Here is a 24,487-nt window from a genome sequence, read left to right on the forward strand (position 1 = left end):
GCCCGTTGTCGGTGGCGGCGACTACCCTCACTCGGGTGCCCGCGCGACTCACCGGTCCCGAGCAGCTCGCCGAGTTGCTCGGCGTCCCGTTCACCCCAGAGCAGCTGGCCTGTGTCACCGCGCCCCCGGTGCCCCAGGCCGTGGTCGCGGGCGCCGGCTCGGGCAAGACCACGGTGATGGCGGCGCGCGTCGTCTGGCTCGCCGGCACCGGACAGGTCGCGCCCGAGCGGGTGTTGGGCCTCACGTTCACCAACAAGGCCGCCGCCGAGCTGGCCGAGCGGGTGCGCGCCGCGCTGGCGAGGGCCCGCATCGACACCTCCGAGTCGGGCGAGCCCACCATCTCGACCTACCACGCGTTCGCCGGCCGGCTGCTGAGCGAGCACGGGCTGCGGCTCGGCATCGAGCCCTCCTCCCGGCTGCTGGCCGACGCCGGCCGTTACCAGCTGGCGGCCGAGGTGCTGCGGGGCGCGCCCGCCGACTTCGAGCCCCCCGCCACCGGGTTCACCACCCTGGTCGCCGACCTGGTCGCGCTGGACGCCGAGTTGTCCGAACACCTCGTGCCGCCCGAGCGGCTGCGCGCCTTCGACGGCGAGCTGCTGGCGGAGCTGGCGAACGCCCGCCTGAGCAACGCCGCACTCCGCCAGGTGCCCCAGACAGCCACCGGCCGGCTGGCCCTCGTCGAGCTGGTCGAGGAGTACCGCGCCCGCAAGCGCGCCCGCGACCTGCTGGACTTCGGCGACCAGATCGCCCTCGCCGCCCGGCTCGCCGTCGAACGCCCCGAGGTCGGCCGGCTGCTGCGCGAGCAGTTCGGGGTGGTGCTCCTCGACGAGTACCAGGACACCTCGGTCGCCCAACGGATGCTGCTCGCCGGTCTGTTCGGCCAGGGCACCGGCCACCCGGTGACCGCCGTCGGCGACCCCTGCCAGGCCATCTACGGCTGGCGCGGCGCCTCCGTCGCCAACCTGGACGACTTCCCCGAGCACTTCGCCGACCGCGCCGGCCGCCCCGCGACCGTGCTCACCCTCACGGAGAACCGCCGCAGCGGCGGCCGGCTGCTCGCCCTGGCCAACGACCTGGCCGCCCCGCTGCGCGCCCGCCACCCGGCGGTCCGCCCGCTGCGCCCGGCCGGCGGCGCCGAACGCGACGGGCTGGTCCGCTGCGCGCTGTTGACCACCCACGCCGAGGAGCTGACCTGGCTGGCCGACTCCCTCGCACACCTGGTCAACACCGGCACCCCGCCCGGCGAGATCGCCGTGCTCTGCCGCACCGCCGGCGACTTCCCGCTGATCCAGGCCGAGTTGGTGGCCCGCCGGGTGCCCGTCGAGGTGGTCGGCCTGTCCGGGCTGCTGCACCTGCCCGAGGTCGCCGACCTGGTCGCGGTCTGCCAGGTGCTCGCCGACCCCACGGCCAACGCCCCCCTCGTCCGGCTCCTCACCGGCCCGCGCTGGCGGATCGGGCCGCGCGACCTGGCGCTGCTGGGCCGCCGCGCCCGGCTGATGGTGCGCCGCTCCGCCGCCGACGAGGGCGACGGCGAGGCGGCGGCCCTGGCCAGGCTGGCCGACGCCGTCGCCGGCACCGACCCGGCCGAGGTGGTCTCGCTCGCCGACGCGCTCGACACCTTCGTCGGCGCCGGCGGGGACCAACCGGGCGGCGGCGAGCCCGACGACCGGCTGCCGTTCTCCGCCCAGGCCCGGGTCCGCTTCGCCCATCTCGCCGCCGAGCTGCGGGAGTTGCGCCGCTCGCTGGGCGACCCGCTGATGGATGTGCTGCACCGGGTGCTGGGCGTCACCGGCCTGGAGGTGGAGCTGGCCGCCTCCCCGCAGGCCCTGGCCGCCCGCCGCCGGGAGACCCTGGGCGCCTTCCTCGACGTGGCGGCCGGCTTCGCCGCCGGCCGCGCCGGCACGGCGGTGCGCGGGGAGGCCACCCTCCCCGCGTTCCTCGCCTTCCTGCGCGCGGCCGAGGAGTTCGACCGTGGCCTGGACGGCTCGCTGCCCAGCGGCGAGAACGCGGTCCAGGTCCTCACCGCGCACAAGGCCAAGGGCCTGGAGTGGGACGTGGTCGCGCTGCCCGGGCTGTGCGCCGGGGTCTTCCCGGCCGTCCGGGCCAGGGACTCCTGGCTGCGCCAGCCCCGCACGCTGCCGCACCCGCTGCGCGGCGACGCGGCCACCCTGCCGCCCACGCCTGAGTGGACCTCGGCCGGGCTGAAGGAGTACGGCGCCAGGACCGCCGAGGAGTTGGAGCTGGAGGAGCTGCGGCTCGGCTATGTCGCGTTCACCCGGCCCCGCCGGCTGCTGCTGGGCTCGGGCCACTGGTGGGGCCCCAGCCAGAAGAAGCCGCGCGGCCCCTCCGGCTTCCTGGCCGCGCTGCGCGCGCACTGCGAGGCCGACCCGAGCCACGGCGAGGTCGAACGCTGGGCGGAGCCGCCCGAGGAGGACGTGGAGAACCCGGCGTTGACCGCCGCCAGGACCGCCGAGCTGGCCTGGCCGCTGCCGCTCGACCCGGCGGCGCTGGCCCGCCGCCGCGTGGCGGCCCGCGCGGTGCTGTCCCACCTGGCCGCCCGGCGCGCCGCCGACGGCGGTCAGGGCGCCGCCATCCCGGCGCAGCCCGCCGCCGGGACGGCCCCCCGGGCGGGTTCGCCCGCGCGGTCCGGGGAGCCGGCCGGCGCGGGGGCGTTCCCCGCAGACCGCGCCGAAGACCCCACCGAAGACCCCACCGAAGACCCGGCCGAAGACCCCGCCGCCCCCGAGGCCCTGACGCCCGAGGCCCTGACGCCCGAGGAGCGGCGCACCGTGGCCTCCTGGGACCGCGATCTCCCCGTGCTCGCCGAGGAGCTGCGCCAGGCCAGGGCCGGGGTGCGGGAGGTGCGGCTGCCGCTGTCGCTGACCGCGACCCAGCTCCAGCGGCTCGCCTCCGACCCGGAGGGCTTCGCCCGCGAGCTGGCCCGGCCGATGCCCCGCCCGCCCCAGCCGGCGGCCCGCCGGGGCACCCGGTTCCACGCCTGGGTGCAGTCCAGCTTCGAGACGCTGCCGCTGCCCCTGCTCGGCCCCGACGAGCTGCCCGGCGGCGACCCCGACGAGGACGCCGAGATCCGCGACGAACGCGAACTGGCCGCGCTCAAGGAGGCGTTCCAGCGCACCCCGTACGCCCGCCGCCGCCCCTACCGGATCGAGGCCCCGTTCCAGCTCCAGCTCGCCGGCCGGGTGATCCGGGGCCGGATCGACGCGGTCTACCGGCTGCCGCCCGCCCCGGGCCGGCCGGGCCCGCGCTTCGAGGTCATCGACTGGAAGACCGCCCGCCGCCAGGACGCCGACCCGCTCCAGCTGGCCATCTACCGGCTGGCCTGGGCCGAGCGCCACCAGCTCCCGTTGAGTGAGGTCAGCGCCGCCTTCCTCTATGTGCGCAGCGGCGAGCTGGTGCGGCCCAGCGTGCTCCCCGGCCGGCGCGGCCTGGAGCGGCTGCTGCTGGGGGAGGACTCCTGGGAGCCCAACGATCCCGGTTAGGCTTTCCGGTATGAGTACCACCCCGGCGAGCCAGGACAGCGTCGTCCAGCCGATCCCTCTCACCGTCACCGGAGGCATCGACCGGGACTCCGGTCACCGCCTGGACGAGGCATGGCTGGGGGCCGCCTGGAGCCATCCGAGCACCCGGGTCTTCGTGGTCTCCGGCGGGCAGGCGCTGATCGAGGAGACCCCGGACGGCCGCACCGAGCTGGTGATGATGCCGTCCTTCGACGCCCCGCTCACCGAGGCCCACCGGTACTTCCTGGGCACCGACGAGGAGGGCGTGCGGTACTTCGCGCTCCAGAAGGACGCACTCCCGGGGCGCATGGACGCCGCCGCGCGCCCCGCCGGGCTGCGCGAGGCGGCGGCGCTGCTCTCGGACCGCGACAGCGAGCTGATGGTGCACGCGGTGGCCCTGGAGAACTGGCAGCGGCTGCACCGGTTCTGCTCCCGCTGCGGCGAGCGCACCGTGATCGCGGCGGCCGGCCACATCCGCCGCTGCCCGGCCTGCGGCGCCGAGCACTACCCGCGCACCGACCCGGCCGTGATCATGCTGGTCCTCGACGACGAAGACCGGGCCCTGCTGGGGCGCCAACTGCACTGGCCCAAGGGCCGGTTCTCGACGCTGGCGGGCTTCGTCGAGCCGGGGGAGTCGATCGAGCAGGCCGTGATCAGGGAGGTCGCCGAGGAGGTCGGCGTCACCATCGGGGAGGTCAGCTACCAGGCGAGCCAGCCCTGGCCGTTCCCCTCCAGCCTGATGCTCGGCTTCGTCGCCCGCGCCACCAGCACCGAGGTCACGGTGGACGGCGACGAGATCGAGGAGGCCCGCTGGTTCTCCCGCGACGACCTGCGGGAGGCCATGGAGTCCGGCGAGGTGCTGGCCCCGTCCGGCGTCTCCATCGCCTCCCGGCTGGTCGAGCAGTGGTACGGCAAGCCGCTGGTCACCTCGATCTGGTGAGCGGCGGGGCGCCCGGCGGCCTCAGGCGGCCAGGGCCTCCTTGACCTGGTTGAGCGAGGGGTTGGTCATGGTCGTCTCGGTGCCGCCCTCGCCGGTGACGACCACGGTCGGAACGGTCCGGTTCCCGTCGTTGGCCCGCTCCACCAGGGCGACGGCCGACGGGTCCTGCTCGATGTCGACCTCGGTGAAGGCGATGCCCTCGCGGTCCATCTGACTCTTCAAACGACGGCAGTATCCGCACCAGGTCGTGCTGTACATCGTCACTGTGCCCGGCATCGTCCGACTCCTTCGCGACATGACCTACGTCCGGTTACCGCACGGGGATTCCGCTGCGTGCTGGGGGAACGTCCCCGGCGGTGCGACAAATTCCACGGGCTGTGGACAACCCGACGCACGCGCCCCGTGGGACCTGGCAGCATGGCGGGGTGACTTCAGCACCGCACGCCTCAGCCGTCCCGCCGGAGAGCCCGTTGCCCGGGAGCACTCCGCCGGGGAGTCACGCGGCCGGCGTCCCGCAGGGGACGCTACCGCACGGTGCCTTCCCGGCCGTTCCTGACTCGGCGGACGCCGTGCTCGACGGGCTCGACCCCGAGCAGCGCACCGTCGCGACCACCCTGCACGGCCCGGTCTGCGTCCTCGCCGGCGCCGGCACGGGCAAGACCAGAGCCATCACCCACCGCATCGCCTACGGCGTGCGCGCCGGCGTCTACCAGCCGAACACGGTGCTCGCCGTCACCTTCACCGCCAGGGCGGCGGGCGAGATGCGCGGCCGGCTGCGGCAGCTGGGCGCGGGCGGGGTGCAGACCCGCACCTTCCACGCGGCGGCGCTGCGGCAGCTCCAGTTCTTCTGGCCCAAGGCGATCGGCGGGGAGCCGCCCCGGCTGCTGGAGCGCAAGCAGCAGCTGGTCGCCGAGGCCGGCGCGCGCTGCCGCATCCGGCTGGAGCGGGCCGAGCTGCGGGACATGCTCGGCGAGATCGAGTGGGCCAAGGTCACCCAGGCCACCCCGGAGGACTACCCGGCGGCCGTCGTCAAGGCCGGCCGGGACGCCCCGCGCGACCCGGCCGAGACCAGCAGGGTCTACGCCACCTACGAGCGGCTCAAGCAGGACCGGGGCCTGATCGACTTCGAGGACGTGCTGCTGCTGACGGTCGGCATCCTCACCGACCGGCAGGACATCGCCGACACCGTCCGCCGCCAGTACCAGCACTTCACCGTCGACGAGTACCAGGACGTCAGCCCCCTCCAACAGCGCCTGCTCCAGCTCTGGTTGGGGGACCGGGACAGCGTCTGCGTGGTCGGCGACGCCAGCCAGACCATCTACTCCTTCACCGGCGCCACCCCCGACCACCTGCTGAACTTCCGCACCCGCCACCCCGAAGCCACCCTGGTCAAGCTGGTGCGCGACTACCGCTCCTCGCCCCAGGTCGTCCATCTGGCCAACGGGCTGCTCGCCCAGGCCAGGGGCCGCGCCGCCGAGCACCGCCTTGAGCTGATCTCCCAGCGGTCCCCGGGGCCCGAGCCGGTCTTCGCCGAGCACCCGGACGAGCCGGCCGAGGCCGAGGCCACGGCCCGCCGCATCAGGGAGCTGATGACCCCGGCCGCCGAGGGCGGCGCCGGCGTTCCGCCGAGCGAGATCGCCGTCCTGTACCGGGTCAACGCCCAGTCCGAGATCTACGAGCAGGCCCTGGCCGACGCCGGCGTGCCCTACCAACTCCGGGGCGCCGAGCGGTTCTTCGACCGGCAGGAGATCCGCCAGGCGATCCTCGCCCTGCGCGGCGCCTCCCGCGCCGGGGGGAACGACGCGGTCCTGGCCGGCGCCGACGGCCTCGCCGCCGAGGCCGGCGCGGTGCTGGCGAGCACCGGTTGGACGCCGGAGCCGCCCGCCGGCTCGGGCGCGGTGCGGGACCGCTGGGAGTCGCTGCGCGCGCTGGTCCGGCTGGCCGAGGACTTCCAACGCGCCCGCCCCGGCGCCACCCTGGTGGACTTCGTCGCCGAGCTGGACGAGCGGGCCGCCGCCCAGCACGCGCCGACGGTCGAGGGCGTCACGCTGGCCTCCCTGCACACCGCGAAGGGCCTGGAGTGGGACGCGGTCTTCCTCGTCGGGCTCACCGACGGGATGCTGCCCATCAACCACGCCAAGACCCCGGAGCAGGTCGAGGAGGAGCGTCGGCTGCTCTATGTCGGCGTCACCCGGGCCAGGTTCCACCTCTGCCTGTCCTGGGCGCTGGCCCGTTCCCCTGGCGGCCGGGCCGGCCGCCGGCCGAGCCGCTTCCTGGACGGGCTGCGCCCGGGCTCCTCGGCCGACGGGTCCCGGGGGCGCGGCGGCGCCGGGGGCGTGGAGCGCGGCGCGGCGCGGGGGCGGAAGCCACGCGGGCCGGTGCCGTGCCGGGTCTGCGGCCGGACGCTGACGGAGGCCACCGAGCTGAAGCTGAAGCGGTGCGCCGACTGCCCGTCGACCATGGACGAGGAGCTGTACGAGCGGATGCGGGAGTGGCGCCTGGCGCGCGCCCAGGAGTTGGGGCGCCCGGCGTACGCCGTCTTCACCGACGCCACCCTGATGGCCATCGCCGAGCAGCCGCCGGGCGACGAACGTGAGTTGTCTCGCATCTCCGGGGTGGGCCCGCACAAGCTGCGCCAGTTCGGCGACGAAGTGTTGGCGCTCTGCGCCGGAGAGCAACTCCCGGAGCGGGCCGAGGAATCTTCCGAAGAGGACCCCGAAAAATAGATTGCGTCCGCGCGAGGAATCCGCATAGCGTGCTCCACGTGGCGCCCGGGGAGGGTTTCCCTTCCTGCGGTCCCATGCTCTACTGAGAGAACATCCCGGGTTGGCAGAGGCCGCCCCTGAGACGCCGCGAAGGAGGCGATTCCAGTGATCGTGTCGACTGACACCAAAGTGACCGGTTCTGTGGTCGCCCGCTCCGCCGCGCTCTGCGCTGCCCTGCCGTCCATGGTCGTCCTGCCGCGCGTGCCGTCTGCCCGCGTGGAGTCCGACGCCAGGGGTGTCTCTCGCGAGGAGCGAACGATTTCGGCGCCCGAGATGGCAGTAGTGGCGGCAGCCGCAGGTGTGGACGCCTACGCGGCCAACGCCAATCTCGCCGGCGCCGGCCACCGGATTTTCGGACAGCGGACCAAGTTTCACTCGATGTGGGCCCTCCGCGGGCTCGATCCCTGGAGTGATCCAACCTGATCGGCGAGATCAGGTCGGCACCTCAGGGGCCGCGGAACCCACACCGGGTTTCGCGGCCCTTTTGCTTTCCCCGCCGCCCGGCAGCCGTCGAGCGGTTCGACAACTCACACGACACGAGGACGACACCGTGCCACTCGCGCCGTACGCCCGACCTGACCTGAACCCACCACCCGATCCGGAGACTTCTGTGACCCCGCTGTTCACGCTGAACGAGCTGGACGAGGCCATTGAGCGCCTCGACGAGAGCGTGCCCTGTCGTTCGTACGACCCCGAGGTGTTCTTCGCCGAGTCGCCCGCCGACGTCGAGTACGCCAAGTCCCTCTGTCGGACCTGTCCGCTGCGCGAGGCCTGCCTGGCCGGCGCGAAGGACCGCCGCGAGCCCTGGGGCGTCTGGGGCGGCGAGCTGTTCGTCCAGGGCGTGGTCGTGCCCAGGAAGCGGCCCCGTGGCCGCCCCCGGAAGAACCCGGTCTCGGCATGAGCACTCACGGAACCATCGGCCGACCGGCCCCCTATGGGCCGCGACGGCACCACCAGCTGCGCGCCATCGACCCTCGCACCGAGGTGGCTCCCAGCCACCGACCCGTCGGACGACGTCAGTCCCGACAGGAACAGAACAGGACCAGGAAGTTGCAACTCATCCCAGAAGCCATGGCGCGTTCCCATATGGAAGAACGCACCAGGGAAGCCACATCGCACCGGATGGCCGGGAGGCTGGCCGACGCCCAGCGCCAGGCCCGCCGGTCCGAGCGGCTCCAGCGGCGAGCGGAGCGCGCCTCCCGGCGCGCCCGCCGGGCGCTGGCCCGGGCGGTCATGCAGTGACCGTCGGGCGCCCGCTCGACTGAACCCACCATCCGACCGCCGGACGGCCGGGCCGCGTCTCGCGGCCCGCGCGCCGTCCGGCGGTTCTCTCATGTGCGCTCGCGCCCCGGACCCGCCGGCTCCTCCCCGGGCTCCCCGGCGTCGTCCGCCACCCCGTCCGCCCGCTCCGCCGCCAACGTCCCGCCGCCGGCCGGCTCCTCGTCCCGGGCCGGGTCCTCGGACCCGGTCGCCTCCCTGGGCCCCGGGAGGTCCGCGTCCCCGAAGCCGGGCAGGCCGGCGACCAGTTCGTCCCGCAGTCTGACCGTCGCGTTCAGCTGGCAGAGCACGCCGATGGTGGACAGCGTCACCCGGTGGATCAGCAGATAGGACGGCGGCAGATTGAGGCGCCGCCCCAACTGGTGGGCCGACGACCGAGGATCGGCTATCCGCGCGGCCTGGGTGCGCAGCCACTCCCGGGTGAAGGTGAACTCCGCCACCCGAGCCGGCTCCGTCATCGGCAGCAGGTAGTCCATCACCTCCTCGGGGTCCAGATCGATCGACGCCTTGACGAAGCCCTCCTCGCACAGCTGCTCGTACACCTCCGAGGCCGAGCCGTCGAGCGACAGCCGCAGCGCCCTGCCGATGGCCGGCGGCAGGCCCTCGGGCAGCCGGTTGACCGCGCCGAAGTCCAGCACGCCCAACCGCCAGCGCTCCACCGGCTCGCCCTCGACAGGCACCAGCCGGAAGTTGCCCGGGTGCGCGTCCGCGTGGAGCAGCCCCGTGCGGGCGGTGCCGGAGAACAGGAAGCGCGCCAGCAGCTGACCCGCGCGGTCCCGCTCGGCCGGCTCGCCCTCGGCGATCACCTCGGAGAGCGGGGTGCCCTCCAGCCACTCGGTGATCAGCAGCCCGTCCCGCTGGCAGACCACCTCGGGCACCACCACGTCGGGGTCGCCCCGGAAGGCGTCGGCGCAGATCCGCTGGGAGTCCGCCTCCAGGGCGTAGTCCAGCTCCTCGGCCACCCGGTCCCGCATCTCCTCAAGCAGCGGCTTGATCTCCAGCCCCGGCGCCCAGGGCGCCAACACGCGGGCGAAGCGGCTCAGTTGGGTCAGGTCGGAGAGCAGGGCCTCGCCGGCCCCCGGGTACTGGATCTTCACAGCGACCTCCCGGCCGTCCGCCCAGACGGCCCGGTGCACCTGTCCGATGGAGGCGGCCGCCGCCGGGCGCTCGTCGAACTCCTCGAAGCGCTCGCGCCAGTCCTCGCCGAGCCGCTCGGCCATGGCGCGCACCACCGAACTCGCCGGCATCGGCGGGGCGGCCTCCTGGAGCTTGGTGAGTGCGGCCCGGTAGGGGCCGGCGACGGACTCGGGCAGCGCCGACTCGAAGACCGAGAGCGCCTGGCCCAGCTTCATGGCGCCCCCCTTCAGCTCGCCCAGCACGGAGAACAACTGCTGGGCGGTGCGCTGCTGAACCTCCTGCCCGACCAGCTCGGCGGACCGCCCGCCGATCCGCTTGCCCAGTCCCCAGGTCGCCCGGCCGGCGAAGCTCAACGGCAGCGTGGCCAGCTTCGCGGTCCTGGTCACTGCCTTGCGAGGTAGATCAGACATGTCCCCTCCAACTCCCGGCAGGCGTACGGCCGTCGCGCCAGGTCTTCCGTTCATTGTGGACCCGCCGGCGTCGAGGGGCGCGGGGCCTCGGCGGGGGCGGCGCCGCAGGAGCACTCCGGGTGTGGGGAGAACGTCTGGGTGGTGGGCGTCGGGCCCGGCAGCACGTACTCCGTCCTGCTGTGCGCGGGGAGGCTCGCGTGCCCGTCGAGGAAGGCGAGCGCGGCGCAGGCTGTCAGCCCCGCGATGGTGGTGGCCAGGGCACTGTCGCAGGCGGGCACCCCTGGGCTGCGGGCGTTCCGCCACTGGGAGACCAGGATCGGCCAGGACGGCTCCCAGTCCCCGAGGGTGCGCAGCAGGCAGCCGGCGCAGGCGGTGGTGCCGGGCAGCACCAGCGGGCCGACGAAGCCCGTGGCCTCGACCACGCCCGCGTACAGGTGCGGGGTCCTGCTGGCCATCAGCTCCTCGTCCCGCTTCGGATCGGGGACATAGGCCGCCAGCCCGTCCCTGGGCGCGATGATCACCAGCCGCGGCCCGCGCCGCTCCTCCGTCGGGACCCGGCGCCACGGGCACAGCGAGCGGACCAGGGCCTGGGCCGCCGAGGCCCTGCGCTCGCCCACGCTCTCGGGCCGCAGACCGCCGTGCGAGGTGTCCGTCAGCGCGACCCGCCCGCCGTCCGCCACCTCGACCCGGCCCACGCCGGCCTGCGCGAGGGCGCCCGCGACGGCGGCGCCGACGCGGCCGGCGCCCCTGACCAGCACCCTGGCCGTGCGGCGGGCCATCCAGGCGCGGAGCCCGTCGCCGGGACGCGAGTGGAGCAGGGAGAGCGACGCCAGGTCCGGCCGCATGGCGTCGGTGATCTCCCCGGCGGCCTGGGGCTCGGCCGTCGCGTCGTCGAGCACGCCCGCACCGGCCAGCTTGCTGGTCACCCGGTCCGCCGCCTCGGCGCCCAGCCCGAGCGAGGCGGCCGCGTCCCGCAGCGCGGGCAGGCCGCGCGTCCCGTCGAGCAGCGAGAGAAAGCTCTCCGTCGCCGGGTCCAGCGGGCCGAACAGCACGGAGTGCGCGGGCGTCACTCCGTAGCGGACGGTCTTCTGGTCCCGCCAGCCTCGGCGCAGCGACGGCTTGATCATCGGATGCATGGGATGGCCCCCCTTCGAGCCCCTGCGGGCCCTCGGCTCACTGTCGGGCCCCATCATGCTGGGTACGCACCGGGACATGCGGAAAGTTATCCACAGGAAGCCGAGAAAATATTACAAATAGTGCATACCTGTGGGTGGTTGACTTTTGGCGCCCCCCACCCGGTGATCGACGAGCAGGACATATCCGGCTCGCACCGGGTAACGTCGGCATGTGTCCGCCGACCCGCTGAACAGCGCCGGCCCACCGCAGCGCACGCCCTCGGTGGGCCGCCCGGTGCTGGACGGGGAGCAGCCGGAGCGCGTCGAGGTTCGCCGCAGCTCACGGCGTCGTCGCACGGTATCGGCCTACCGCGAGGCCGATCGCACCGTGGTCCTGATCCCCGCCCGGATGTCCGCCGACGAGGAGCGCCGCTGGGTGGGGGTGATGCTGGAGAAGCTGGCCGCCCAGGAGGAGCGGCGGCTGCTCGACGACGAGGACCTCTTCCGCCGCGCCCGGGAGCTGTCGGAGCGGTACTTCGAGGGGCGCGCGCGGCCGGACAGCGTGCGCTGGGTCACGAACCAGAACGCCCGCTGGGGCTCCTGCACGCCGGCGCTCGGCACCATCAGGCTCTCCCACCGACTCCAGGGAATGCCCGAGTACGTGATCGACTACGTGCTGCTGCACGAGCTGGCCCATCTGCTGGTGCCCGGTCACGGCCCGGGCTTCTGGGCGCTGTTGGAGCGCTACCCGCGCACGGAGCGGGCCCGCGGCTTCCTGGAGGGCGTCGTCGCCGCCGAGCGGCTGCCGCACAGTCCCTGCCCGCAACGGGACTGACCGGGACCGACCGAGAAGCGACCACTGTCCGTGGCATTGGCTAGTCTGGCGATGCCGGATGTGCAGCTAGCGGATGGGGGACGGTCGTTACCGATGGTGACGCAATTCAAGCGCGGCCAGAAGGCCCGGCTCACCGATCTGACCCTGGGCACGGATCTCTATGTCGGGGTCCAGGTCTCGGGGCCGGGGATGGTCTTCGACATCAGCTGTTTCGGCCTGGACGCGGCCGAACAGCTCTCGGACGACCGGTACTTCGTCTTCTACAACCAACCCGCCTCGCCCGAGGGGTCGCTCCAGCTGCTCGGCGCCCAGGCCGGGGACACGGAGTCGTTCCGGATCACGTTGGACAAGGTCCCGCCGTCCATCGACCGGCTGGCGTTCACCGCCACCATCGACGGTGAGGGGACGATGTCCCAGGCGGCGCCCGGCTATCTGCGGATCGTCGCCGGCGGCGAGGAGGTCGCCCGCTACTCCTTCGACGGCTCCGCCTTCACCACCGAACGCGCGCTGATGATCGGGGACTTCTACCGCAAGGACGGGTGGCGGTTCGCCGCCGTGGGGCAGGGCTTCGACGGCGGACTGGCCGCGCTGCTGCGGCACTTCGGCGGCGAGGTCGAGGAGGACGCCGAGGACGCCGCCCCCGAGCCGGAGCCGCAGGGCGCCGCGCCCGGCTTCGCCCCGCCCGGCGGGGCGGCCGCCGCACCCCCGGCGTTCGCGCCGCCGCCCGGCGGCGGCGCCCCGCCGGCCCCGGCCCCCGCCGCCCAGCAGCCCGCACCGGCCCCGGCGGCCGCCGCGCCACCCGCGCCCGCCCCGAGCCCCGCGTCGCCGCCCGCCCCCGCGCAGCCGGCGCCGCCCGCGCCGCAGTTCGGGCAGCCGCCCGGTCAACCGCCGCAGCCGGCCGCGCCGTTCGGCCAGCCCGCGGCCGCGCCACCGCAGGCGCCGTCCCCGCCACCGTTCGGTCAACAGCCGGCCGCGCCGCCCCAGGCGCCGCCCCAGCCCCAGTTCGGCCAGGTCCCGCCGCAGCCCGGCCCTTCCGCGACCCAGCCGATCCCCCAGGGGACCGGCAGCCTGGCCAGCGTCCTCGACAAGTACCAGGCCGCCGCCGCCGGCGGGCAGCGCTGGAGCCTCCAGAACCCGCAGCTGGTCCGCGCCGACCTGGGCCTGGACGGCCAGCCGGTGATGGCCAGACAGGGCGCGATGGTGCTCTACGAGGGCGAGGTCGAGTTCGGCTTCAAGGGCGGCGGCTTCAAGCGCCGGATGGTCGCCAACGCCACCGGCGAGGGCTTCCCCTCGCTGATGCGCTGCACCGGCAGCGGCCGGGTCTACCTCGCCGAGGACGCCACCCGGCTCTTCCCCGTCGAGCTCCAGGGCGACGCGATATGCGTCTCCTCCCAGCGGGTCCTCGCGTTCGACGAGTCGCTCGACTACGACGTGCGCCGGATCGACGGCCACGGGCTGCCGGGCGGCAGCCTCTTCGCGCTCCAGTTCTCCGGCCACGGCACGCTGGTGCTCACCACCCACGGCGAGCCGCTGGTCATGCCCGTCACCGCCATGACCTTCGCCGACGCCAACGCGCTGGTCGCCTGGTCGGCCGGCGCCCAGGTGCTGGTCGCCAACCAGGTGCGGCTGCGGCGGCAGGCGTTCCCCGGCGACACGGGGGAGAGCACCCAGCTCCAGTTCCGCGGCGCCCCGGGGAACTTCGTGATCGTCCAGCCCTACGAGATCTGACAGGAGCCGGTGATGGACCAGCGGATGACCACGAGCCATGTCCCGGCCGCGCCCACGGCGCGCATGGAGAACCACGGCCCGACCATGGCCAGGGTCGCGATGCGCACCGGGCAGGACCTCCTGGCGAGGGCCGGATCGATGGTGGCCTACGAGGGCTATGTGCAGTACGAGTCGAACCCCTCCGCCCTCGGCCGCGCGGTCGCCGGGCGGCTGACCGGGGAGAACGTCCCCCTGATGCGCTGCCACGGCGACGGCCAGCTCTTCCTCGCCGACTACGGCGCCAACGTGGTGTGCCTCCCGTTGAACGGGGAGAACATCTCGGTCAACGCCACCAACGTCCTCGCCCTCGACGCCCATCTGGACTGGGGCGTGCAACGGGTCAAGGGCATAGCCAAGTTCGCCGGCCAGGGCTTGTTCAACCTGGGCATCTCCGGCACCGGCTGGGTCGCCATCACCAGCCGGGGCATCCCCGTGGTGGTGGACTGCGGCGCCGCCGGCGGCGAGACCTATGTGGACCCGGACGCGCTGGTCGCCTGGTCCACCGGCCTGGAGGTGCGGGGCAAGCGCAGCTTCAAGGCCTCCTCGCTGATCGGCAGGGGCAGCGGCGAGGCCTACCAACTCGGCTTCTCCGGACAGGGCTTCGTGATCGTGCAGCCCAGCGAGGACAGCACCGAGCGCCTTTCCGGCGCACAGAACTGACGGGGGAGCGGCGAGATGCTGAGTCCGATCTTCAACAACGCGGCCACCCAGACGCAGGAGCACTTCACCCTCCAGGGCCTCCACATGCTCCGCGTCAACCTCTCCCAGGGGGAGGAGGTCGTCGCCAGGTCCGGCAGCATGGTGGCGTTCGAGGGGATGGTGGAGTTCGACGGCGAGTACCAGTCGCACCGGCAGCGGCACACCCAGCGGATGACCGGCGAGGTGCTGCCGCTGATGCGCTGCTTCGGGCAGGGCGTGGTCTATCTGGCCAACCTGGCCCAGCACGTCCACATCCTCGACGTCGACCACGAGGGCCTCACCGTGGACAGCGGCTATGTGCTGGCCATGGACCCCCATCTGCACTGGGACGTCGTGTCGGTGGAGAGCCAGCACGGCATCCCCGGCGTCGGCGCCTACAACACCCTGATCACCGGGCAGGGCAAGGTCGCCATCACCACCTCGGGCAGCCCGCTGGTGCTGCGGGTGACCCCGCAGCAGGTGTGCAGCGTGGACGCCGACGCCGTGGTGGCGTGGTCCTCCTCGCTGCGGGTGCAGATGCAGGCGCAGACCAGCAGCAAGTCCATCTGGCGCCGCCGGGGCACCACCGGCGAGGGCTGGGAGCTGAACTTCATGGGCGACGGGCATGTGGTGGTGCAGCCCAGCGAGCTGCTGCCGCCCCAACAGACCTCGTTCGGGCAGCGGTTGCAGTTCCAGCAGGGCCAGGGGCCCGGCCTCGGCCAGGGCGGGGCCTGGGGCCCGCGCTGACCACCCGAGCCGGCTGTTGTTGAACGGTGCGCCGGGGCACGCGCCGCGCTCAGAGCAGCGCGCGCGTCCCGGCCACCAGCCGCCGCACCGAAGCGTCGGGCAGCGCCTCCGCCTCGGCGAAGTCGAACCACCGCAGGTCGACGGACTCCTCGCTGATCACTGGCGTGGCCCCGGCCGGGGCCAACGCGGCGTACTGCACGTCGAGATGGGGCGCGCACGGGGTGTCGTGCCGGTCGAGCCGGACCGGCGCCGGCAGCAGCCGCAGCCCCTCGATGCCCGACTCCTCGGTCGCCTCGCGCAGCGCGGCGATCGCCAGCGTGGCGTCGTCCGGCTCGCAGTGCCCGCCGGTCTGGAGCCAGCGGCGGAGCTTGCGGTGCAGGGTCAGCAGCACCCGGCCCCCGGCCGCGTCCACCACCAGGGCGCTCGCCGTCAGATGCCCGGCCGCGCAGCTCTGCCACATGCCGTCCGGGTGCGCCGCCAGATGCGCGGCGTACTCCCGGCGGAGCGCGTCCTGCCCGGCGTCCGGCGCCGCCCAGTCCGACAACACCCGGGCGGCGTCCTCGCGCAGGGCGCTCACCCGGCCCGGCCGCCCTCGCCGTCGCGGCCCCGCCCGTCCCGGCCGTCGTCGTCCCGGCCGTCGCCGTTGCCGTCGTTGCCGCCGTCGCCCCTGGCGCCGCCCTCGCCCCGGTCCTCCTTGGCCAGGCGCGGGGCCTCACCGCCGCCGGCCGGCCCTTCGGAGCCGTCGGCCGCCTCGCCCAACAGCCGGTCCAACTCGGAGAAGTCCAGCTGTTCGCGGTGGACGAAGCCGTCCGGGTCGTCCAGGTCCTCGGCCGTGGGCAGCATGTCCGGATGGGTCCACAGGGCGTCCCGCCCCTGGGTGCCCCTGGCGTCCGTCAACGAGGCCCACAGCCGGGCCGCGTCCCGCAGCCGCCGGGGCCGCAGCTCAAGGCCGATCAGCGTCGCGAAGGTCTGCTCGGCCGGCCCACCCGAGGCGCGCCGCCGCCGCAGCGTCTCCCGCAGCGCGGAGGCCGACGGCAGATGCGGCTCGGCCGCCGCGTGCACCACCGCGTCCACCCAGCCCTCGACCAGCGCCAGCGCCGTCTCCAACCGGGCCAGCGCGGCCTTCTGCTCCGGGGTGTCCTCCGGCTCGAACAGGCCCTGCTGAAGCTTCTCCTGAAGCTCCTCCGGCCGGCTCGGGTCGATCTGCCCGACGAGCCCCTCCAGCTTGTCCGTGTCCACCTGGATGCCCCGGGCATAGCCGTCCACCGCGCCGAACAGGTGCGAGCGCAGCCACGGCACATGCGCGAACAGCCGCTGGTGCGCGGCCTCCCGCAGCGCCAGATACAGCCGGACCTCGTCCTGGGGCACCCCCAGACCCTCGCCCAGGGCCGTCACGTTCTGCGGCAGCAGCGCCGCCCGGCCCGCCGGGCCCAGCGGCAGCCCGACATCCGTGGAGCCGACGACCTCGCTCGCCAACACGCCGACGGCCTGGCCGATCTGGGTGCCGAACATCGCGCCGCCCATGGAGCGCATCACGCCCATCAGCGGCCCCGCCATGGCCCGCATCTCCTCGGGCAGCACCTCGCTCATCGCCGCCCCGACCCGCTCGGCCACCGGGTCGACCAGCTCACGCCAGACCGGGAGCGTCGCCTCCACCCACTCGGCGCGGCTCCAGGCCACCGTGGACGAGGCCCCGGACGGCAGCGAGGTCACGCCGTCCAGCCACAGGTCGGCCAGCCGCACGGCCTCCCGCACCTGCTCGGCCTCCGCCGTGCTCACCGAGCGGTCCTTCGAACCGTCCGGCGCGCCCTGCGCGACCGTCTGCCGCGCCACGTTCTGTGCCAGCTCCCAGTTGACCGGGCCGCTGTCGTTGGACAGCAGCTGGCCCAGCTGCTGGAAGGCCGCGCCCAGGTCCTGCGCGTTCATCCCGCCGGCGCCGAACAACGCCGCCAGAGGATTGTCGGCCGGCCCCTGGCCACCGCCCCTGTTCTTGCCGGATTCGCCGTCCTCCGGCTCCTGCGGGAGGCCGAATCCGAATGGAAAGTCACTCACGGGAATCCTCGGGTCTTGTCATCGGACGTCGTCGAAACGGAAGCGGACGCGCCGGGCATTCGCTGGTCTGTGCCCCAAGCCTAGACACCTCTCAGGCAGGATGGGCGTGCGCACGTCGTACTGGAACAACCGCTGGAGAGGTCCTGTGAGTTCCCCGGAACCAGCCGTTCGCGCACCGCGAAACGGACCAACCGCCCCCCTGACCGTCGCGGTGACCGGTGCGGCCGGAGGGCTGGGCGCCCGCCTCACCGAGCGGCTGCTGGACTCGCCGGACATCCGGCGGGTGCTCGCGCTGGACGAGCGGCTCGGCGAGGCCGGGGGCGCGGAGTGGCACACCCTGGACGTCCGCGATCCCGCCATCGCCGACCTGCTGCGCACCTCGGGCGCCACCAGGGACGCCGAGGACGCCGGCGAGACCGAGCCGTCGCACGCGCCGGTCGACGTCCTGGTGCACCTGGCGCTCGACCTGGACGTCGAGAGCGACCCGGCCGCCCGTACCGCGTTCAACGTGCGCGGCACCCAGACCGTGCTCACCGCCGCCGCTGCCGCCGGCGTGCGCCGGGTGGTGCTGTGCACCTCGGCCATGGTCTACGGCGCCCTGCCGGACAACGACGTCCCGCTCGCCGAGGACGCCGAGCTGCGCGCCACCGAGGACGCGACCTGCGTGGGCGACCTGTTGGAGATCGAACGCCTCGCCCAGCGCGCGCCCCGCGCACACCCGGGGCTCAACGTCACGGTGCTGCGCCCCGCCGTGCTCGTCGGCGGCACCGACACCGCCCTCACCCGCTACTTCGAGTCGCCCCGGCTGCTGGTGGTGGCCGGCTCCCGCCCCCGCTGGCAGTTCTGCCATGTCGACGACCTGGTCAGCGCGTTGGAGTACGCGGTGCTCGAAAAGGTCGACGGGGAGCTGGCGGTGGGCTGCGACGGCTGGCTGGAGCAGGAGGAGGTGGAGGAGCTGTCCGGCATCCGCCGCATGGAGCTGCCGCCCTCCGTCGCGCTCGGCGCCGCCACCCGGCTGCACCGGCTGGGCCTGACGCCCTCGCCCGCCGGCGACCTCGCGTACACCATGCACCCCTGGGTCGTCAGCGGCAGCCGCCTCTACGAGGCGGGTTGGCGGCCGACGTGGAGCAACGAGGAGGTGCTCGCCGAGCTGCTGGCCGAGGTGGCCGGCCGGCACACCGTCGTCGGGCGGCGCCTCGGCCGCAAGGACGCGGCGACGACGCTGGGCGCCGCCGGCGCCACCGTGGCCCTGGTGGGCACCGCCGCGCTGGTGCGCCGCGCCCGCAGGGCCCGCCGCAGATGAGCGCGGGGCCATGGGGGATCATGGGGCCATGACGAGCGACGACCCCATCCGGCTCCTGGCGCTGCGCGAGACGCCGCTGTCGGTCGACGAGGTCCACCGGGCGGTGGCGGACGACGCCGCCGGTGGCACGGTCCTCTTCGTGGGCAGCGTGCGCGACCACGACGGGCCCACCGTCGAGGGAGCGGACCGCGCCGCCGTCACCTCGTTGGAGTACTCGGCGCATCCGACCGCCGAGGCCGAGCTGCGCCGGGTCGCCGCCGACGTCGTCGCGGAGTTCCCCGGCTGCGCGCTGGCCGCCACGCACCGGCTGGGCCGGCTCGCGGTGGGCGACCTCGCGGTGGTGGTGGCCGTGTCGGCGGCCCATCGCGGGGAGGCGTTCGCCGCCTCGCGGCGGCTGATCGACGACCTCAAGCGGCGGGTGCCGATCTGGAAGCACCAGCGGTTCGCCGACGGCAGCGAGGAATGGGTGGGGGCCGGCGTCGGCTGTTCGGCGCCGACGGCTCCGGTTGCGTAACTCGCGGACCCGGCCGAGCGTTGGAGTGACGACGCCGTGGTCGGCGCAGGTGGGAGGTAGGAGATGGCTGTTCTCGTCTGGTTGTTGATCCCGGTCGCCGGCGGCGTGGTGGCCGGCATATGGAGCGCCTGGGCCACCCGTCGTGGCAACGGGGCGCGGAACGTGCGCGACAGCGTGGGGGTGCGGGGGTACGAGGCCTTCCGGGCCGCGATGGAACGGGCCCCGGCCGACGGATGACAGTGCCGTCACGTACTGTCAAGCCATGCCACGCCGCACCGCGACTCTGCTGACATCGGTTCTGTTGCTGATCGGGATGCTCTGCGCCGGGGTGCTGATCCAGGTGCCCTACTCGGAGATGTCCCCGGGCCCCACGGTGAACACCCTCGGCGAGCACGAGGGCGAGCCGGTGCTCACCGTGGAGGGCGAGGAGACCTTCGAGGCCAGCGGCCACCTCAACATGACGACGGTCCGGGTCACCGGCATCAACTACCGGATGAACCTGCTGGAGGCGATGCACGGCTGGCTCGCCGACGACCGCGCCGTGGTGCCGCACGACACGCTCTACCCGGAGGACGTCTCGGCGGACCAGGTGGAGGAGCGGAACGCGGAGGAGTTCACCCAGTCCCAGGAGAGCGCCAAGGTGGTGGCGCTGCGCGAGCTGGGCTACGACGTTCCCGAGCAGACCGTGGTGGCCGCCGTGGTGGAGGACAGCCCGGCGCAGGACCGGCTGCACGCGGGGGACGCGATCATCGCCGTGGACGGCACCCCGGTCACCGAGCCGGGGCAGGTGGCCGAGCTGGTCACCCGGCACCAGCCGGGCGAGGACGTGGTGTTCAGCGTGGTGCCGGCCGAGCAGGCCGAGGAGGCCATGAACGGCGGGGGCCAACTCCCGGACGAGACCGAGGAGATCACGGTCACCACCGCCGAGGCGCCCGACGACCAGCGGGCCATCGTCGGCATCCAGGCCGGCCTGGCGTACTCGCTGCCGTTCGAGGTCGACATCAAGCTGGCCGACGTGGGAGGCCCGAGCGCGGGGCTGATGTTCGCGCTGGGCCTGATGGACCGGCTCACCGAGGACGACCTGACCGGCGGCGAGTTCGTCGCCGGCACGGGGACCATCGACAACGAGGGCGACGTCGGGCCGATCGGCGGCGTCTCGATGAAGATCATCGCCGCCCGGGAGGCCGGCGCCGAGTTCTTCCTGACGCCGAGCGACAACTGCGCGACCGCCGCCGAGCACGTGCCGGACGGGCTGACCCTGGTCGAGGTCGACACCCTGGACGACGCCCTGGAGGCGCTGCGGCTCATACGCGGGGGCGACACCGACGCGCTGCCGGAGTGCCAGGCCGCCGGATAGCGGCTCGGCCCCGGCGACCCGGTTGGCGTCGCCCCGTTCCCCGGTGCGTCGGGCGGAACGGGCCCGTGGGTCGGGCCCGGCCCTGCGTCAGTCGGCGAAGGTGGCCGCGAGCGCCTCGGCGAGTCCCGGCACCAGGTCGGGCCCCGTGAGCACGTCGGTCTCGCTGTCCTTCTCGCGCAGCCGCACCGCCGACTCCCGCCGCCCGTCGCGCAGCACGGCCACCGTCAGCCGGACCTCCCGGCGTTCGGGGTGCTCGGCGACCCAGCGGTTCAGCTGGCCCTCGTCCAGCCCCTCGGGGACGGCGCGTTCGGCCGAGGGCGGCAGCATCAGCCGCTCCACGGTCATGGCGCAGCCGGCCACCGCGTCGGGCCAGGCGATGGTCGCGAGGAACTCGTCGAGCGGTACGTCGGGCGGCAGTTCGTCCTGCTCCACCGGGGTCAGCCCCTCGCCCGCCGACTCGCCCAGGTCGAGTCGCTCGGCGAGGCCGGGCTCCTCGGCGCGCAGCCGCACGGTGTCCACCAGCGCGAACAGCTGTGCCGGGCGGTCCCAGCCCAACCCGGCGGCATAGGAGTCGATCTCCAGGACCGTCCTGGTGAGCGGGTCGGCCGCCAGCGGGGGAGTGGCGGGTACGTCGGGGCGATTGTTGTCCATGGGCATATCGTGCCGTCTCACACCCCGAAAACGGGAACCGAGTAAAGGTTGAGTAAGTTAGTTCAGTGGGCCGTTCTGTGGACTGGCCCGGCTTCAGATCCCGCGAATCTTTGAGGTGCGCACCTTGGCTTTCCAGATGCCGGACCGGGGCTCGGGCTCGGGCCGCCCCAACGGTCCGAACGGACCCAGAGGACCGAGAGGCCCGGGAGGGCCACGGTTCAGCGTCGGGCGCCCGTCCCGAGGCGCAAGGACCCTGCTGATCACAGCGGCGATCCTGGCCGCGTTGGCCATCCTCTTCGCCATGTTCGCGGGGTTCTGGACGGACTGGCTGTGGTACCGCTCGGTGGACTACACCAGCGTCTACCGCACCCAGATGCTGACCAGGGCCACGATGTTCGCCATCTTCGGCCTGCTGATGGCGGTCGCGGTCGGCTTCAACATCTGGCTGGCGCACCGGCTTCGGCCGCCGCTGAGCGCGATGTCCATGGAGCAGCAGAACCTGGACCGCTACCGCATGAGCATCGCCCCCTTCAAGAAGTGGGTGGTGCTGGCGGTCTCGGTGGTGATCGGGCTGATCGCCGGAGGCTCGGCCTCCAGCCAGTGGCGCACCTGGCTTCAGTGGATCAACGGTGAGTCGTTCGGCGTCACCGACCCGCAGTTCAACCGGGACGTGGCGTTCTTCGCGTTCGACTACCCCTTCTACCGCTTCCTGCTGGGCTTCGGCTTCGCCGTCGTGGTGCTGTCCACGCTGGCCGCCGCGCTCACCCACTACCTCTACGGCGGCATCCGGCTGACCACCCCCGGCAGCCGGATCACCTCGTCGGCCACCGGCCATCTCTCCGTGCTGGTCGGCCTGTTCGTGGCGCTCAAGTCGGTCGCCTACTGGTTCGACCGCTACGGGCTGGCGCTCAAGAGCGGCGACTTCCGCGACAACGAGGGCTGGACGGGCCTGCGGTACGTCGACGCCAACGCCTATCTGCCCGCGAAGACGATCCTCGCGATCATCGCGGCGATCTGCGCGGTGCTGTTCTTCGCCACCCTGTGGCGCAGGGGCTGGCAGCTGCCGGTCATCGGCCTGGGCCTGATGGTCCTCTCGGCGGTGCTGATCGGCGGCGTCTACCCGGCGCTGGTGCAGCAGTTCCAGGTCAAGCCGAACGAGCAGGCCAAGGAGACTCCGTACATCCAGAAACACATGGAGTCGACCACCCAGGCCTACGACATCGCGGACGCACAGGTCGAGGACTACTCGGGCACCAGCGAGGCGGACGCGGAGGAGCTGCGGAACTCGGTCTCCGAGACCGCCAGCATCCGGCTGCTGGACCCGAGCGTGGTCTCGCCCGCGTTCCAGCAGATCCAGCAGGTCCGTGGCTACTACCAGTTCTCCCCGACCCTGGACGTCGACCGCTACTCGATCGACGAGTCGGAGCGGGACACCGTGGTCGGCCTCCGGGAGATGAACGTCAACAACGCTCCCGAACGGAACTGGATCAACGACCACTTCCGGTACACCCACGGCTTCGGCATGGTGGCCGCGAGCGGCACGGACATCCAGTCCAACGGCCAGCCGGACTTCCTGGAGCGCGACCTGCCGCCCGAGGGCGACCTGGGCGACTACGAGCCGCGCGTCTACTTCGGCGAGTACACCACCCAGTACTCGATCGTCGGCGGCCCGCAGCAGGAGATCGACTACGCGGGCGAGGACGGCGAGGTCGAGTACAGCTACTCCGGCGACGCCGGGGTCAACCTGGACAACTACTTCAACCGCGCCGCCTACGCGCTGACCCTGGGCGAGCCGCAGATCCTCTACTCGGGCGCGATCGGCGAGGGTTCCCGCATCCTCTACAACCGCACGCCCAAGGAGCGGGTCGAGGCGGTGGCGCCCTGGCTGACCATCGACGGCGACCCGTACCCGGCGGTGGTCGACGGCCGCATCCAGTGGATCGTCGACGCCTACACCACGACCAACGGCTATCCGTACTCCTCGCGCACCACGCTCGGGGACGTCACCGAGACCTCGTTGACGGAGAACCAGGGCGAGGTCATCGCCCAGGAGAACAACGTCAACTACATCAGGAACTCGGTCAAGGCGACGGTCGACGCCTACTCGGGCGAGGTCGTGCTCTACGAGTGGGACACCGAGGACCCGGTGCTCAAGACCTGGCGGAGCGCGTTCCCCGGCACCGTGCTGGACCGCGAGGAGATCAGCGACGAGCTGCTGGACCACCTGCGGTACCCGCAGGACCTGTTCAAGGTCCAGCGCGACCTGCTCCAGCGGTACCACGTGGACAACGCCGGCCAGTTCTACAGCGGTTCGGAGCGGTGGGCGGTGCCCGACGACCCGACGCACCAGGGGCAGTCGGTGCCGCCGTACTACCTGAGTATGCGGATGCCGGACCAGGACGAGCAGGTCTTCTCGCTGACGACCACGTTCACCCCGCTCAACCGCGACACCCTGGCCGCGTACATGGCGGTGGAGGCGGACGCCAGAAGCGACGACTACGGCACGATGAGAATCCTGACCCTGCCGTCCAACACGACGGTCTGGGGTCCACAACAGGTGCAGAGCCGGTTCAACTCCGATCCCGAGATCGCCGAGAGCATCAACCTGCTCTCCAGAGGCGACTCCGAGGTCGAGTACGGCAACCTGCTCACCGTGCCCCTGGAGGGCGGCCTGCTCTACGTCGAACCGGTCTATGTGCGCGGCGCCGGCACCAACTACCCGCTGCTGCGGCGGGTGCTGGTGACCTACGGCGAGCGCACGGCCTTCGAGGACACCCTTGAGGACGCCCTGGACGTCGTCTTCGGTGTCACCGAATCCGGTGAGGACCCCGAGGAGACACCACCCCCCGAAGAGGGTGAGGAGGAGCAGCCGCCGGACGGCGAGGCCACCCTCCAGGAGGCCATCGCGGAGGCCCAGCAGGCCTGGGAGGACAGCGAACAGGCGCTCCAGGACGGCGACTGGGAGGCCTTCGGCGAGGCCCAGGCACGCCTGGAGGAGGCCCTCGCGCAGATGGAGGACCAGGACCCGGCGCGCAACGAGGAGGAGGAGACCCCGCCCGACGAGGAGGGCTCTCCTGACGCCAACTCCTAGTCCGGAAGGGGACGTTGAACACGTCCCCGGGTGAGCGACCCGGGGGGCCCGGCGCCGTGGTGCGGCGCCGGGCTCCCGCGTTTTCCCGGGGGCTTCCCGGCCGTTTCCGGCCAACTCGGGGGCGGGGCGCACGCCCCCGGGGCGTGGGGGCGCGGGGCGTCGCGGAAACCGAGGCTGCGTCAACCCTGGGCGTGTGTTCGGCGGTTGCCCGGCCGTTGCCGTGACCGGCGATGTCGGTGCCAGGGGCCATACTGCGTGACGATTCTCGGTAACTCCCCACCGCCGCAGGTGTTTGGGTGTATCCATATCGGGAAGTCGACAAACCGCTG

21 protein-coding genes are annotated in these 24,487 nt (G+C 73.3%); 15 read left to right on the forward strand and 6 right to left on the reverse strand.

From position 1 onward, the window contains the following. Positions 1–35: 35 nt before the first annotated feature. Together FH609_RS00050 and nudC are read left to right on the forward strand one after the other, a co-directional pair. Positions 36–3,500 (forward strand): ATP-dependent DNA helicase, encoded by a 3,465-nt coding sequence (locus FH609_RS00050; protein ID WP_139665866.1) that lies wholly within the window; start codon positions 36–38, stop codon positions 3,498–3,500. Positions 3,501–3,510: 10 nt separating this feature from the next. Next, on the forward strand, positions 3,511–4,458 hold the full coding sequence (gene nudC / locus FH609_RS00055; protein ID WP_139665865.1) for an NAD(+) diphosphatase: 948 nt from the start codon (positions 3,511–3,513) through the stop codon (positions 4,456–4,458). 21 nt (positions 4,459–4,479) lie between these two features. On the opposite strand, the gene FH609_RS00060 is transcribed toward nudC, so the two are convergent. Next, positions 4,480–4,734, reverse strand: coding sequence for a mycoredoxin (locus FH609_RS00060; protein ID WP_139665864.1), 255 nt, complete (start codon positions 4,732–4,734; stop codon positions 4,480–4,482). 293 nt (positions 4,735–5,027) lie between these two features. Between FH609_RS00060 and FH609_RS00065 the strand changes: the two genes are divergently transcribed. The 4 genes from FH609_RS00065 (at position 5,028) to FH609_RS32350 (ending at position 8,465) form a co-directional block, all read left to right on the forward strand. Further along, positions 5,028–7,184, forward strand: coding sequence for a UvrD-helicase domain-containing protein (locus FH609_RS00065; protein WP_226961332.1), 2,157 nt, complete (start codon positions 5,028–5,030; stop codon positions 7,182–7,184). Positions 7,185–7,328: 144 nt separating this feature from the next. Next, positions 7,329–7,646: a hypothetical protein gene (locus FH609_RS00070; protein WP_139665862.1), complete on the forward strand. Its 318-nt coding sequence runs from the start codon at positions 7,329–7,331 to the stop codon at positions 7,644–7,646. A 127-nt stretch (positions 7,647–7,773) separates the two neighbouring features. Further along, on the forward strand, positions 7,774–8,124 hold the full coding sequence (locus tag FH609_RS00075) for a WhiB family transcriptional regulator (RefSeq protein WP_122399379.1): 351 nt from the start codon (positions 7,774–7,776) through the stop codon (positions 8,122–8,124). A gap of 170 nt (positions 8,125–8,294) precedes the next feature. Beyond that, positions 8,295–8,465: a hypothetical protein gene (locus FH609_RS32350; RefSeq protein WP_405378814.1), complete on the forward strand. Its 171-nt coding sequence runs from the start codon at positions 8,295–8,297 to the stop codon at positions 8,463–8,465. A gap of 89 nt (positions 8,466–8,554) precedes the next feature. On the opposite strand, the gene FH609_RS00085 is transcribed toward FH609_RS32350, so the two are convergent. Together FH609_RS00085 and FH609_RS00090 are read right to left on the reverse strand one after the other, a co-directional pair. Further along, the gene (locus tag FH609_RS00085; RefSeq protein WP_139665860.1) at positions 8,555–10,048 is read right to left on the reverse strand and encodes an ABC1 kinase family protein; all 1,494 of its coding nucleotides are present in this window, start codon (positions 10,046–10,048) and stop codon (positions 8,555–8,557) included. A 50-nt stretch (positions 10,049–10,098) separates the two neighbouring features. After that, positions 10,099–11,184: a ThiF family adenylyltransferase gene (locus tag FH609_RS00090; protein WP_139665859.1), complete on the reverse strand. Its 1,086-nt coding sequence runs from the start codon at positions 11,182–11,184 to the stop codon at positions 10,099–10,101. Between the two features lie 211 nt (positions 11,185–11,395). Between FH609_RS00090 and FH609_RS00095 the strand changes: the two genes are divergently transcribed. The 4 genes from FH609_RS00095 (at position 11,396) to FH609_RS00110 (ending at position 15,190) form a co-directional block, all read left to right on the forward strand. Next, entirely contained in the window at positions 11,396–11,998 is a 603-nt protein-coding gene (locus FH609_RS00095) for a M48 family metallopeptidase (RefSeq protein WP_139665858.1), read from the forward strand. Between the two features lie 93 nt (positions 11,999–12,091). Then, the gene (locus tag FH609_RS00100) at positions 12,092–13,726 is read left to right on the forward strand and encodes a TerD family protein (RefSeq protein WP_139665857.1); all 1,635 of its coding nucleotides are present in this window, start codon (positions 12,092–12,094) and stop codon (positions 13,724–13,726) included. 12 nt (positions 13,727–13,738) lie between these two features. Beyond that, complete coding sequence (locus FH609_RS00105; RefSeq protein ID WP_139665856.1) at positions 13,739–14,425, forward strand: AIM24 family protein; 687 nt, start codon at positions 13,739–13,741, stop codon at positions 14,423–14,425. A 15-nt stretch (positions 14,426–14,440) separates the two neighbouring features. Then, the gene (locus FH609_RS00110) at positions 14,441–15,190 is read left to right on the forward strand and encodes an AIM24 family protein (protein ID WP_139665855.1); all 750 of its coding nucleotides are present in this window, start codon (positions 14,441–14,443) and stop codon (positions 15,188–15,190) included. Between the two features lie 49 nt (positions 15,191–15,239). On the opposite strand, the gene FH609_RS00115 is transcribed toward FH609_RS00110, so the two are convergent. Beyond that, positions 15,240–15,767 carry an NUDIX hydrolase gene (locus tag FH609_RS00115; protein WP_139665854.1) on the reverse strand — a complete coding sequence of 176 codons (528 nt, stop codon included), beginning with the start codon at positions 15,765–15,767 and terminating at the stop codon, positions 15,240–15,242. Further along, positions 15,764–17,242, reverse strand: coding sequence for a zinc-dependent metalloprotease (locus FH609_RS00120; protein ID WP_139665853.1), 1,479 nt, complete (start codon positions 17,240–17,242; stop codon positions 15,764–15,766). Before FH609_RS00120 ends, FH609_RS00115 begins: the two co-directional genes overlap by 4 nt. 145 nt (positions 17,243–17,387) lie before the next feature. On the opposite strand from FH609_RS00120, the gene FH609_RS00125 reads away from it, so the two are divergent. From FH609_RS00125 to FH609_RS00135, 4 genes are all read left to right on the forward strand, one after another. Continuing rightward, on the forward strand, positions 17,388–18,545 hold the full coding sequence (locus FH609_RS00125; RefSeq protein ID WP_139665852.1) for an SDR family oxidoreductase: 1,158 nt from the start codon (positions 17,388–17,390) through the stop codon (positions 18,543–18,545). A 28-nt stretch (positions 18,546–18,573) separates the two neighbouring features. Further along, positions 18,574–19,059, forward strand: coding sequence for a molybdenum cofactor biosynthesis protein MoaE (locus FH609_RS00130; protein ID WP_139665851.1), 486 nt, complete (start codon positions 18,574–18,576; stop codon positions 19,057–19,059). Positions 19,060–19,122: 63 nt separating this feature from the next. Beyond that, positions 19,123–19,296: a hypothetical protein gene (locus FH609_RS30725; protein ID WP_193317758.1), complete on the forward strand. Its 174-nt coding sequence runs from the start codon at positions 19,123–19,125 to the stop codon at positions 19,294–19,296. 25 nt (positions 19,297–19,321) lie between these two features. Further along, positions 19,322–20,416: a PDZ domain-containing protein gene (locus FH609_RS00135; protein ID WP_139665850.1), complete on the forward strand. Its 1,095-nt coding sequence runs from the start codon at positions 19,322–19,324 to the stop codon at positions 20,414–20,416. Between the two features lie 87 nt (positions 20,417–20,503). Here FH609_RS00135 and FH609_RS00140 read toward each other — a convergent pair whose 3' ends face one another. Then, positions 20,504–21,067, reverse strand: coding sequence for a PPA1309 family protein (locus tag FH609_RS00140; protein WP_139665849.1), 564 nt, complete (start codon positions 21,065–21,067; stop codon positions 20,504–20,506). Between the two features lie 136 nt (positions 21,068–21,203). Between FH609_RS00140 and FH609_RS00145 the strand changes: the two genes are divergently transcribed. Further along, positions 21,204–24,158: a UPF0182 family protein gene (locus tag FH609_RS00145; protein ID WP_193317766.1), complete on the forward strand. Its 2,955-nt coding sequence runs from the start codon at positions 21,204–21,206 to the stop codon at positions 24,156–24,158. Positions 24,159–24,487: the final 329 nt, after the last annotated feature.

The sequence above is a fragment of the Streptomyces sp. 3MP-14 genome (assembly GCF_006334905.2).
GTDB lineage: Bacteria > Actinomycetota > Actinomycetes > Streptomycetales > Streptomycetaceae > Streptomyces > Streptomyces triticirhizae.

Coding starts and splice junctions, on each gene's coding strand:
- nudC (WP_139665865.1), top strand. CDS start 3,511: ATGAGTACCACCCCGGCGAGCCAGGACAGCGTCGTCCAGCCGATCCCT.
- FH609_RS00060 (WP_139665864.1), bottom strand. CDS start 4,734: ATGCCGGGCACAGTGACGATGTACAGCACGACCTGGTGCGGATACTGC.
- FH609_RS32350 (WP_405378814.1), top strand. CDS start 8,295: ATGGCGCGTTCCCATATGGAAGAACGCACCAGGGAAGCCACATCGCAC.
- FH609_RS00085 (WP_139665860.1), bottom strand. CDS start 10,048: ATGTCTGATCTACCTCGCAAGGCAGTGACCAGGACCGCGAAGCTGGCC.
- FH609_RS00090 (WP_139665859.1), bottom strand. CDS start 11,184: ATGCATCCGATGATCAAGCCGTCGCTGCGCCGAGGCTGGCGGGACCAG.
- FH609_RS00100 (WP_139665857.1), top strand. CDS start 12,092: ATGGTGACGCAATTCAAGCGCGGCCAGAAGGCCCGGCTCACCGATCTG.
- FH609_RS00105 (WP_139665856.1), top strand. CDS start 13,739: ATGGACCAGCGGATGACCACGAGCCATGTCCCGGCCGCGCCCACGGCG.
- FH609_RS00110 (WP_139665855.1), top strand. CDS start 14,441: ATGCTGAGTCCGATCTTCAACAACGCGGCCACCCAGACGCAGGAGCAC.
- FH609_RS00130 (WP_139665851.1), top strand. CDS start 18,574: ATGACGAGCGACGACCCCATCCGGCTCCTGGCGCTGCGCGAGACGCCG.
- FH609_RS30725 (WP_193317758.1), top strand. CDS start 19,123: ATGGCTGTTCTCGTCTGGTTGTTGATCCCGGTCGCCGGCGGCGTGGTG.
- FH609_RS00135 (WP_139665850.1), top strand. CDS start 19,322: ATGCCACGCCGCACCGCGACTCTGCTGACATCGGTTCTGTTGCTGATC.
- FH609_RS00140 (WP_139665849.1), bottom strand. CDS start 21,067: ATGGACAACAATCGCCCCGACGTACCCGCCACTCCCCCGCTGGCGGCC.
- FH609_RS00145 (WP_193317766.1), top strand. CDS start 21,204: ATGCCGGACCGGGGCTCGGGCTCGGGCCGCCCCAACGGTCCGAACGGA.